Annotated in this window: 9 protein-coding genes and 1 rRNA gene; all 10 read right to left on the bottom strand. The window is 43.9% G+C overall.

Annotated elements, in window-relative coordinates:
* Positions 1–69, bottom strand: a 16S ribosomal RNA gene (locus tag G9G53_RS06800); the annotation flags it as partial.
* A gap of 379 nt (positions 70–448) precedes the next feature.
* On the bottom strand, positions 449–2,464 hold the full coding sequence (ligA, locus tag G9G53_RS06795) for an NAD-dependent DNA ligase LigA (protein WP_029514508.1): 2,016 nt from the start codon (positions 2,462–2,464) through the stop codon (positions 449–451).
* A gap of 88 nt (positions 2,465–2,552) precedes the next feature.
* The gene (gene pcrA / locus G9G53_RS06790) at positions 2,553–4,877 is read right to left on the bottom strand and encodes a DNA helicase PcrA (protein ID WP_029514509.1); all 2,325 of its coding nucleotides are present in this window, start codon (positions 4,875–4,877) and stop codon (positions 2,553–2,555) included.
* Positions 4,878–4,918: 41 nt separating this feature from the next.
* A complete protein-coding gene (locus G9G53_RS06785; protein ID WP_165146365.1) occupies positions 4,919–5,629 on the bottom strand; it encodes a heptaprenylglyceryl phosphate synthase in 711 nt (236 codons plus the stop codon).
* A gap of 126 nt (positions 5,630–5,755) precedes the next feature.
* Positions 5,756–6,628, bottom strand: coding sequence for a phosphatidylinositol-specific phospholipase C/glycerophosphodiester phosphodiesterase family protein (locus G9G53_RS06780; protein WP_165146362.1), 873 nt, complete (start codon positions 6,626–6,628; stop codon positions 5,756–5,758).
* Positions 6,629–6,734: 106 nt separating this feature from the next.
* On the bottom strand, positions 6,735–8,135 hold the full coding sequence (locus G9G53_RS06775) for an undecaprenyl-phosphate glucose phosphotransferase (protein ID WP_029514512.1): 1,401 nt from the start codon (positions 8,133–8,135) through the stop codon (positions 6,735–6,737).
* Positions 8,132–9,040 carry a glycosyltransferase family 2 protein gene (locus G9G53_RS06770; protein ID WP_165146359.1) on the bottom strand — a complete coding sequence of 303 codons (909 nt, stop codon included), beginning with the start codon at positions 9,038–9,040 and terminating at the stop codon, positions 8,132–8,134. The genes G9G53_RS06775 and G9G53_RS06770 overlap by 4 nt, the downstream gene beginning before the upstream one ends.
* A 372-nt stretch (positions 9,041–9,412) precedes the next feature.
* Complete coding sequence (locus G9G53_RS26885) at positions 9,413–9,490, bottom strand: putative holin-like toxin (RefSeq protein WP_354005523.1); 78 nt, start codon at positions 9,488–9,490, stop codon at positions 9,413–9,415.
* 542 nt (positions 9,491–10,032) lie between these two features.
* Complete coding sequence (locus tag G9G53_RS06765; protein ID WP_165146356.1) at positions 10,033–10,434, bottom strand: GtrA family protein; 402 nt, start codon at positions 10,432–10,434, stop codon at positions 10,033–10,035.
* Positions 10,431–11,420, bottom strand: coding sequence for a glycosyltransferase family 2 protein (locus tag G9G53_RS06760; RefSeq protein WP_107733880.1), 990 nt, complete (start codon positions 11,418–11,420; stop codon positions 10,431–10,433). The genes G9G53_RS06765 and G9G53_RS06760 overlap by 4 nt, the downstream gene beginning before the upstream one ends.
* Positions 11,421–11,564 lie beyond the last annotated feature (144 nt).

Here is an 11,564-nt window from a genome sequence, read left to right as displayed (position 1 = left end):
CCGCTCGACTTGCATGTATTAGGCACGCCGCCAGCGTTCGTCCTGAGCCAGGATCAAACTCTCCATTAAAGACCAACAGAAGTTGGTTTATAGAAAGAGCGATAAGCTCATTTTTAATGCTAACGATCCTTCTTTATAAAAGAAGAAATCTTTGTTTCATCATCCATTTGTTCAGTTTTCAAAGAACTTGTCTGTTCTCGTTCGTTCAACGAGCCAGGAATTAGATCATATCATGTTAGTTACTTTCTTGTCAAATCTTTTTTTTCGATTATCTTTTCAGCAACCTCGCTTCAAGAAATGATACTCTCAAAGCAACGTCTAATAATATATCATGCCTAAAGTTATTTAGCAAGCATTTATTTATATCTATTTTATTTCCTACTATACAACAGATAATAAGGCAGCCACCCCGCCCCAGAGCGGAATGACTGCACTCATTGCAAAACTATTATTCTTGTTCCAGCAGTCTGATAAATTCATCCTCATCTTCTATGGTGTCAATTCCGAGCTGTTGGGCCTTAGCCAGCTTACTCCCAGCCTTTTCACCAGCTATGACTAGATCCGTCTTTTTCGATACAGACCCCGCAACTTTGGCTCCCAGTGCCTCCAGCTTGGATGCAGCTTCGTCACGCGTAAGCTGATGCAAGGTACCTGTAAGCACGACCGTTTTGCCGCTGAAAAAGCTGTCTGTCTTCTTCTCCTGCGGAGCTTCAGGGGCCTGAGCTTTCACCCCTAGAGACAGCATCTTTTCAATTCCCGCCTGAGTAAATGGATCTGCAAAGAAAGCAACAATGCTTTCGGCTACAATCCCGCCCACATCCGGTAGTTCTATCAGTTCTTCCACCGTAGCGGACATCGTCTTGTGCAAATCACGGTAGTGTTCAGCCAACATGCGTGTTGTTGCTTTACCGGTATTCGGTATACCCAGAGCATAAAGGAAAGAAGCCAAATCTCTCTCTTTACTCTTTTCAAGTGCCGCCAAGAGGTTACTGGCCTTTTTCTCACCAAACCGCTCCAGCTTCACAAGATCATCATATTGGAGTGTATACAAATCCGCAGGCTCGCGCACTTCCAGTTCGTCATGCAGCTGTATGGCCGTTTTGTCACTGAATGTCTCAATATCCATAGCATCACGTGAAGCAAAATGGGAAATACGAGCTACAATTTGTGGTTTACACCCCAGCTTATTGTCGCAAAACAAATGGGCACCTCGCTGCTGTAACGGAAACCCGCAGGCTGGACAATGATCTGGTACGACAATTTCCTCCCCGTCGTTCTCAGACGTTACCTTTCCTAATATCTCCGGAATGACATCGTTTGAGCGACGGATAAACACACGTGCACCCAAAGCAAACTTCAGGTTTTTGCGCTCGATGTCACCAGCATTGTTCAGTGTACAATTTTGTACAGTGACTCCCGCCAGCTCTACCGGCTCTACCCTTGCGAGTGGGGTGATTTTACCGGTTCGTCCTACATTCCACTCAACCGAGTTAAGCACCGTTGTCGTTTCCTCGGCTTCGAACTTATATGCCACCGCCCAGCGTGGGAATTTATCGGTATACCCGAGAGCCTCACGTGTGCGCATATCTGTAATTTTCAATACTGCCCCATCAATAAGGTAATCCAATCCGGCACGAGACTCTTCGATCTCAATCAGTTGCTCCATTACATCTTCAAAATTATCAAAGTAAGTCAAGTAAGGGTTTACCTTAAAATGATTTTCGCGCAGGAAAGTCATCATTTCCTGGTGGCTGTTAAACTGGATACGGTCTGCATATCCCACATTGTAGAAAAATGCATTCAATCGCCGTTCTGCTGTCACTTTGGGATTCAAGTTACGCAAAGCACCAGCTGCGGCGTTGCGTGCATTTTTAAGAGGGTCCGCGGCAGTCTCATTATATTTGGACAATACAGAGAGATTCATGATCCCTTCTCCCTGTACTTCAATGGTTCCGTTTCGAAAAGGAATTGTAAGTGGCACGGATTTAATCGTCTTTACCTGTGCTAGTATTCCCTCACCCACCACCCCATTACCGCGGGTAGAAGCCTGTACAAGCTGTCCATCTGTATACGTCAGGTTTAGCGTCAGTCCATCGAATTTAAGTTCTATGGCATAGCCTGGAGATGGCAAAGGTGACTCCGGGTTCTTGGTATTGTAATCATTGACCAGCTTCACGACACGCGCGTTCCATGCACGCAGCTGTTCCATATTCTGAGCTTTATCAAGGCTCCATAATGGAGCCAGGTGGCGATGTGGTGTGAAACCTTTGAGTAACTCCCCGCCCACACGCTGTGTCGGCGAATCCGGCAGCACAAGACCGCTTGTCTGTTCGAGCGCTACCAGCTCGTCATAAAGCACATCATATTCTTTGTCGCTGATCTTGGGTTCATCCAGTGTGTAGTAATGATAGTTATATGTGTTCAGTTCAGCAACAAGCTGCTCCATCCTGTGCATTGGGTTCATGCAGGCGTATCCCTCCGGGAACTTCATCAGGGCAGAGGCTAAGCCAAACTGCCACTCATGAGGTTCGAGATTTAGTGATGTTTGAGATTTATTCTACTTTTGTAATAGGTGCAAAGCCAGCCAGCAGTCGTTTAACCCCTACTGGAGCCGGGAAAGCAATTTGAAGCTCCATATCATTACCAGTCCCTTTTACTGCGACAATGGTTCCAATTCCCCATTTGCCATGCTGTACCTTGTCTCCAGCAGCAAAAATGGATGGGCCTCCTGCCGAAGCAGCCGGAGTTGGTTTTGCGGATGAAGATGTCGTTACGGTTACACGGGGAGACGCGGAAGCGGACGAACCACTGCGGCTCATCGTATCAAACGAGCGTTCTCCACCAAAGTTGCTACCACTACCTTTATTCAGGCCGCGACCACCATAAGATCCGCCTACATTGCCTGAACGACGGTAGCGGTCACGTTTGATAATCGTATCCTCTTTTAACTCGTCCGGAATCTCTTCGAGAAAGCGGGAAGGCGGGTTAGCTGTGGTGCGGCCAAACAAAGTGCGCATCTGTGCGCATGTAAGGAACAACTGCTCCTCTGCACGGGTAATCCCGACATACGCCAATCTGCGCTCCTCCTCCAGTTCTTCGTTATCCAGAAAGGCACGACTATGAGGAAACACTCCCTCCTCCATACCGACAATAAATACGATGGGAAACTCCAGACCTTTGGCGCTATGCATGGTCATCAATACAACCGCATCGCTTTGCTCTTCTTCGTCGTCATTCATGGAATCAATATCGGCAATCAGCGCAAGGTCGGTCAGGAAGGAGACGAGTGACTTGTCTTCCGCACCTTTTTCAAATTCCATGGTTACCGACAGGAACTCATCAATATTCTCCAAACGCGAGCGTGACTCGAGTGTATTCTCGTTTTGCAGTTCCAATCGATATTGGGTGGTTTCCAGCATTTTTTCTGTTAACTCGGTAACCGACAGGTAGTCTACCATCCGACTTAAACCTTCGATCATATCGTAAAACTCTACCAACGCATTGCGCGTACGTCCTGCAAAGCCCAAATCGTCTACCACTTGTAGGACACGGAAAATCGAAACTCCACGTTCCGCTGCAGCTGCCTGCAATTTACCGACGGTTGTGTCTCCGATGCTTCGTTTTGGCACATTAATGATTCGGATCAAGCTGATGTCGTCGTCAGGATTGGAGAGCAGGCGAAGATACGCCAGCAAATCCTTAATTTCCTTCCGATCATAGAACTTGATACCGCCCACGATCTGATAAGGAATATCCGATTTAATCAAAATTTCCTCGACAACCCGAGACTGAGCATTCGTACGGTACAAAATGGCATGATGGCTATAGGTTTTGCCCGCTTTAATATTCTTATGAATTTCTGAGGCGATAAAGTAGCCCTCATCATGTTCAGAATCAGCACGGTAAACCTTAATCTTCGCGCCGCCTTCTTTGTCAGTCCATAGTTTTTTCGGCTTGCGGCCTGTATTTTGACCAATGACTTCATTGGCAGCATTGAGAATATTCGAGGTGGACCGGTAGTTCTGCTCCAGCAAAATGGTACGCGCTTCCGGGTAGTCCTCTTCAAAATTCAAAATGTTGCTAATATCGGCACCTCGCCACCGATAGATGGATTGGTCACTGTCACCTACTACGCAAATCCGGTGATGCTTGTCGGCCAGCATTTTGCACAGCATGTACTGCGCACGGTTTGTATCCTGATATTCATCAACATGAATGTATTGAAATTTCTTCTGGTAGAAGTCCAGTACCTCAGGTACTTCTTTAAACAGCTGAATCGTTGCCATGATCAAATCATCAAAATCAAGAGAGTTGTTGTTTTTGAGCCGCTGTTGGTACTTGGTATATACCTTCGCCACAATCCCTTCAAAATAGTCGCCAATCTTGCGCTCATACATTTCGGGAGTGACCAGTTCATTTTTTGCCGTACTCATCATAGACTGAACCGCTTTGGGTTCAAATTTTTTGGTGTCTATATTCAGATCCTTCATGCAGCTCCGAATGACAGACAATTGATCCGTAGAATCCAAAATGCTGAAATTCGAGGTAAATCCAATCCGCTCGATATCCCGACGTAAAATACGCACACACATCGAGTGGAAGGTGGATACCCACACATCTCTTCCCTGTGGGCCAATCAGCTTGGATACGCGATCCTGCATCTCACGCGCGGCCTTGTTCGTAAAGGTAATCGCCAAAATGCCCCATGGAGCCGTCTTGCGGGTTGCGATGAGGTAGGCTATTCGGTGCGTGAGCACCCGTGTTTTACCACTGCCTGCGCCAGCCATAATCAGCAGCGGACCATCTACCGCCTCCACAGCCTGACGCTGAGGCGGATTAAGGCGAGCTACCGCCTCGTGTATATCTATTGATTGCATGCGTGCATGCTCCTTTCCCTGAGCTTCCATAAAATCACGTTCTATACTTCCAATTTCACAGCTACCGTCTCCAGCGCTTTCGCCAAGTCACGATAAATGATGTTTCCTACTACAATGGTGTCACAAACGGCAGCCGCTTGTAACGCGGTAGATTTATCCACGATTCCTCCCCCGTATAGGACACGAGAGCGCTCTGTACTGCGATGTATTTTTTGCACCAGCTCCATATCCCCAAAAGCACCGCTATATTCCACATATACAATCGGCAGATGCATAAGCTTGTCAGCAATCTGTGCATATGAGGCGGCAGCAGAAGCACTCAGCGAAGTTTCCGCACCAGTAAGCTTAGCGACGGTAGAATCACCGTTCAAAACAATATATCCTTCCGTCACAAGCAAATCCCAAGGGATCATATAACCAAACTGTTCAATCGCACGTTGGTGCTGTCCTAGAATCCAATTACTGTCAGCGGTATTCAGTACCATAGGAATCATATATAGATCAAACCCTGGTACTACAGCTTCCAGATCGGACACCTCAAGCACACACGGCACCTCATAACGTCGAACCCTCGACAGCAAATCCACCGTATTTTCGTAGGTAATACCTGATGAACCTCCTACCATAATCGCATCCGTACCAGACATACACACGGCGTCAAGTGCCTCATCATCCAGTTCCTTTTCAGGATCAAGCTTAAACACATGCCTCCATGATTGAATTGAATCTGCCAACACACATTCCTCCAGCATCCATTGCTTTTGTCATGATCCAGTCGAACCGAATTCCAATATCCAAAAGCGTTCTATGCTAAGTCTATGACAGTGCTTAAAAGGTGTCAATGTTCGTATCAAATGGGAACACCCCGTTCAGACAGCTTAGGGGCGTAGCGCATACAACCAACTGCGTTTACTAAGTTCTTTTTCCGTTAAAATATCTGTATAGAAACCTTGCACACCCATCTGTTCATACTCAGCCGCATCCTTCAACTCATTAATGGTATTTACGTAGCATACCGCTCCGGCCTGACGCAAACTTTCCACTAGAGCACCACTCACCCGATTCTCTGGTAAAGTTACTGCCGTTATATCATTTTGTTGTACAAATCGAATAATCTGGTCATCTTTATCCTCTGTGGCGTAGAGCGTATAAATAACGGATGGATAGGGATAAATACTCCGCAACATTTGCAGCATTTCTTCATTATAAATTTGGGGAACAATACGAGACAAAAGCTCGGGGTTTTTCTCCTGCGCCTGACGGGTCAGTTGTGCAAACAACTGTTTGATCTGGGCAGGGTCCTGTTCTTTCGTATCGGTCACAATATAAGCATCCGGGTATGTTTCCAATAAATCCAATACATCCTTCCAATCTACTGGAGTATAAGAACCGTGTATGGGGGTGTTCTTAAATTGATGGTAGCTCCACGGTTTTCCGCCCTGTTCTGTAGCAACTGCTTGTTCCTGTTGCATTTGCTCTGTAAAAGATTCTGTCCATTCATGGCGCGCCACCAATTGTCCATCCGAAGTAAACATCAGGTCGACCTCGAATACGCGGCTGCCTTTTTTATAATTTTCCACAAACGCTTCACGCGCATTAGTATAGGCCAAACCATTAACGGCTCCCATGGCATGCGAAATTACGCGGTGCGTGGTAAAGTCAGTCTGTTCTTCTGTAGATTGCCCTTTGTAAGCCAGTAAAAATGTGCCGGTTAACATTAAAAGAATGACCGCAGCAATCAGTCGTTTCATAGGGTGTCACATCCTTTTCGTACAGGTCAATACCCCACATACGCATGCTCAAAACAACTGCCAGACGCAAAAGCACCCTCCGGCTAAACCGAAGGGTGCTTCTGTATTAATACGCGTTCTTGAAACCGTTGCGAATCGTGCGGAAAATAATTTTAATATCAAATAAGAGCGACCAGTTCTCAATATAGAAGATGTCATGCTTAATCCGTTCCTCAATAGATGTATCTCCGCGCAACCCGTTGCTCTGTGCCCAGCCTGTGATTCCGGGACGAACATGATGCTTCACCATGTATTTTGGAATTTCCTCACGGAACTGATCCACATAATAGGGCCGCTCTGGGCGTGGACCAACGACACTCATATCACCCAGCAGAACGTTGAAAAACTGCGGCAGCTCGTCGAGACTCGTTTTACGAATAAAAGTACCAAAACGTGTGCGTCTTGGGTCATTAGCAGTCGTCCAGCCCGTATCTTCAGTTCCAGGTGGTAACACCTTCATCGAACGAAATTTGTACATTCGGAAGGTGCGACGATTCAAGCCTACCCGCTCCTGCTTAAAAATGATGGGCCCTCTGGATGTAATCATCACACCAATCGCTACTGCTAGCATGATCGGAAAGGTCAGGAGAATCGCGAATAAAGAGAATAAAATATCGAATAGGCGCTTAAACAATCGATTCCCCGCTACATCCAGTGGAATATCCCGCACATTGATCATCGGCATACCTGCAAAGTTATCAAAGTACGGGCGAGCCGGCAAATAATCGAAAAAGTCGGGGATTATAAGCGTGCGCACTCCAGCCTTTTCACACATGTTGATAATCTTGGGGTACTTATCATGAGCATCCAGCGGCAGCGCCAGAATGACCTCGTCAATCATCAGACGCGACAGCGTAGCCTCCAATTGATCTAAGCCTCCAAGAATCGGGCGGAAATGCGCCTCTTCCTCTTCACTCCAATGCCGCTTATCATCCAGAAAACCCACTACCTCGTATCCCAGATCAGGATACTGTCCAAGGTTATGATAAAATCGCTGGCCTAGAGTACCCGCCCCAAGAATAAGCATAAATTGTTTGTTGTACCCTTTTTGACGGAGAGCTTTAAGAACTTGCTTCAAGAAAAATCGATAAAACAAAATAAGCAGCACGTTTCCAACCATATAGATTGCCAGATAGGACCGCGAGATGTCGATTTGTTTCACGAAGAACATCACACTCAACAGCACGAACAGTCCAACGATATGAATCTGGGTGACGCGAAATACATCATCTGCAAATCGTTTTTTGCGTTTGGGCGAATAGAGCGAAAACAACATCCCCAGCACTACGGCAATCAGGCCGTAGATTAAGCTCCAGCCTCCATATACTTGAATAGGAAGCGGTTCTGTATAGGTGATCCATTCACTTTCAAATTTGAAAAACCAAGCGATCAGAAAGGACAACTGAATGACCGCGAAATCCGCCACAATATATAATTGGGTTAAAAAACGCTGATTTCTGCGTATCATGCTTTCACCTCAGTATGAGATTGTTCCCCGCCGTCCGGCTTGACCGGTGCGGACAACTTATTTTTTAGGAAAGCCATTCCAAATTTCACGGCAATCCCCGCATATACAGCCATATTGGTGATCCAACTGTATTGCTGTTTATAATGCTTACGATGAAATACCCACATAGCTCTATGAAACTCATAAATAATTTTCAAAGGACGACGGCGAGCGCTGCCCCCTTTGATATGAATAATATATGTGCGCGGGTAGTAGTAAATGCCCCACCCGGCTTGCTTAATCCGGTAACACCAGTCAATGTCCTCACCATACATAAAAAAGGTTTCATCCAAGCCACCGACCTGGTCAATCGTTTCTCGGCGCACCAGCATAAAAGCACCTACCAGTACATCTACTGGATACTCATCATCCGGGCTTAGATGCCCAAGCTGATATTGATTGTACTTCGGGTTATCCGGGTAACGCTTCGACCAGCCAAAAGCATAGTAAAAAGAAGCTGATGGCGTTGGAAAACCACGCTTACAAGCCTTGTCTAATGATCCATCCGGCAGGATGACCTTACAGCCCGATGCCCCCATCTCCGGATGCGTATCCATAAACTGGATCATTGTATCCAGCGTGTCCGGTTGCACCAACGTATCGGAGTTCAATAACAATACATAACGCCCGCTGGCTACTTCCATCCCCTGGTTGTTCGCCTTGGCAAAACCTGTATTATCCTTATTGGCTATCAACATAATCTCCGGGTATGCAGCACGAATAGCCTCAACAGATCCGTCACTGGAGTGATTATCAATAACAATCACTTCATATCGGTATTGCGTCTCGGACGCATACACCGACTGCAAACAATCCAGCGTCAATTGACACGTATTATAGTTGACGACCAGTATGCTTACATCCATATTTAAAACGCTCCTGACAAATTCAGTAATCTATTCTACTATCGCCTATTATAGCATACCGCGCAGACCACGGGGCGCAAAAAAGCACATAACTTGTAACCTTACATAGTTTAGAAGGATTATGCAAAATTCGATTCCTGTCACTCCAAAGCGCAAATATAGACAAACGAAATCATTTCGATCTATATATTGTTCATTGGAAGTCGTTTATTAGATTTTTGTAAAATCCTCGGTTGAGGTCTAAAATTCATCGTGGTAAGATATACATGGAAAAAGGGCTGGTGCCAGCCAGCCCCTGCGCAACCAACGCTCCAAGAGCGGACGGTTTTGGAACAATCAGGCCGAAAATAGACCCTTCCTTGCGGGGGCGGTCTATTTTCGTTTGTTAAACTCTAACAGTGTGACGATTAACGCCCCGAACGTCAGCATTAAACTGAGCGCCTCAAACACTGTCACAGGCTTCACCCCCCTCCTCGGGAGAGTTAGCCGACCGCCCTTGTCAGCTCTATCAGTTGCACGTTTCAATTATACTATATATTTCCAAAAAGGAACACGCATTCGATGGTATTTTAATAAAATAGTTATGTCTAATAAAAGAGTATAAGCTTGAACAATTATCAAAATGAAGCTTTAATCCCCACTCAATTAACAAAAAACCACCGATGAATTACGATTTTCCATAAATATTGAACTTCAGAACTTATTTATTATTATGCAGAAAATATTACTTATGTTTCCAATGTAGATTGTAGTAGTATGACATATGGAGTATGTTAAGAGCAAAGAAAAGCCCATGCTGATTCTGCGTAAAATGATAATATACACCATTACGCAATAAACCATCATGAGCCACCAGCATTATAATTTAACGTAGTTAATTAGAAAGCCATCCGCAGAAAGAGCACTTGCCATACTTATATGGAATTGATTCATCTTAATTGTATTCAGAAAACCCTGTAATTAATTAGAAAATCGTGATAATTTCTAATAATTTAGTCACTTGTTCTTTTCATAAATACCAAGTATTTGCTTGCCAAGTAATTCACTGCTATAACTATAAAGTTAACAATAATTTTTGCTAGAAAATCATCCATCCTTACATTTTGGATAAGCACAATCATTAAAATGAAGTCCAGGCAAAGAGATGACAATCTGATAAGGAAGAATAAAGAGAACTCTTTAGGTAACGAAGTTAATTGAGAGTTATTTTTTTTAAATACATATAGCTTGTTCGTTACAAAAGCAAATATTATAGATATCAACCAAGCTACTGTAATAGAAAGCTTATAATCTGCACCTAATACTTTTGTAAAGAGGGCATAAATAATCAAATTTATAATAGTTGTAAGAATTCCAAAAACAACGTAATTTACAAGCTCCTTACCTAATTTCATAACCGACCCCGAGAGAATCTGTTTTCCATATAATTTTGTTCCGATATAGCACCCTTACCATTTCTATACTCTTTGACAAAATACAGTGGCCTACTTTTGGTTTCATTAAATACTCTGCCTAGATATTCCCCAATAATACCGAGAGACAACAATTGTATTCCTCCAAGAAATAAAATTACTGTCATAAGTGAAGCATAACCAGCAACAGAACCTCCAAAAATAAGAGTCCTAGTTATGATAAAAATCATGTAGAAAAATGCTCCTATCGAAATAAATACCCCCAGCATTGCAGAGAATCTTAAGGGTGCCGTTGTGAAAGAAGTAATTCCTTCAATAGCCAGATCTAAAAGCTTATAATAATTCCATTTTGTTTCTCCCGCCGCACGAGAGTCACGATTGAATAAAATCTCCTTCTTGTTAAATCCAATCCAACTAAACATACCTTTTGTATACCTTTGTGTTTCTCTCAACTGTTTTAATGCCTCGATACAACGCCTGTCGAGTAATCGGAAATCCCCTGTGTTTTCTTGGATAGGAATTCTACTCATTCTTTGAAGCAATTTATAAAAGCTGGATGCTGTCCATTTTTTAAACCAGGTTTCCCCCGCTCTGGTTGCCCGCTTCGCATATACATCATCATAGCCCTGCTCCCAGTATTTAATCATCTCAACAATTAATTCAGGAGGGTCCTGAAGATCTGCATCGATAATCACCACAGCATCCCCTACGGAAAAATCTAATCCAGCAATCATCGCAACCTCCTTTCCGAAGTTACGTGATAGGTCCACTAATGAAATTCTTCTATCCTTCTTACCTAAATTTTTAAGAATTTCAACCGTGTTATCCTTACTCCCATCATTTACGAATAATAATTCAAAATTATAACCAGAAATAGAATCAATTACTTTAGTTAAGCGAGAATAAAGTTGGTAAATAACTTCTTCTTCATTATATGCAGGTATAAGAACTGTTATAGTTTTAAACATAGAAGCCCCTTCTTTATAGCATATTTATTAAAATTTAAAACTTTTTTTGTAATTATAAAAACTTTCGACGCAAAAAAAGCCAACTGATTATTAATCTGAGTAATATCTCTATTATTTGAATATTCCTTCTTATTAACCTAAATT

The sequence above is a fragment of the Paenibacillus sp. EKM206P genome, from assembly GCF_011066155.1.
GTDB lineage: Bacteria > Bacillota > Bacilli > Paenibacillales > Paenibacillaceae > Paenibacillus > Paenibacillus polymyxa_D.
This window is presented reverse-complemented; position numbering and strand designations above follow the sequence as displayed.

Coding starts and splice junctions, on each gene's coding strand:
- G9G53_RS06785 (WP_165146365.1), bottom strand. CDS start 5,629: ATGCTGGAGGAATGTGTGTTGGCAGATTCAATTCAATCATGGAGGCAT.
- G9G53_RS06770 (WP_165146359.1), bottom strand. CDS start 9,040: ATGGATGTAAGCATACTGGTCGTCAACTATAATACGTGTCAATTGACG.
- G9G53_RS06780 (WP_165146362.1), bottom strand. CDS start 6,628: ATGAAACGACTGATTGCTGCGGTCATTCTTTTAATGTTAACCGGCACA.
- G9G53_RS06760 (WP_107733880.1), bottom strand. CDS start 11,420: ATGTTTAAAACTATAACAGTTCTTATACCTGCATATAATGAAGAAGAA.
- ligA (WP_029514508.1), bottom strand. CDS start 2,464: ATGAACCCAATGCACAGGATGGAGCAGCTTGTTGCTGAACTGAACACA.
- pcrA (WP_029514509.1), bottom strand. CDS start 4,877: ATGCAATCAATAGATATACACGAGGCGGTAGCTCGCCTTAATCCGCCT.
- G9G53_RS06775 (WP_029514512.1), bottom strand. CDS start 8,135: ATGATACGCAGAAATCAGCGTTTTTTAACCCAATTATATATTGTGGCG.
- G9G53_RS06765 (WP_165146356.1), bottom strand. CDS start 10,434: ATGAAATTAGGTAAGGAGCTTGTAAATTACGTTGTTTTTGGAATTCTT.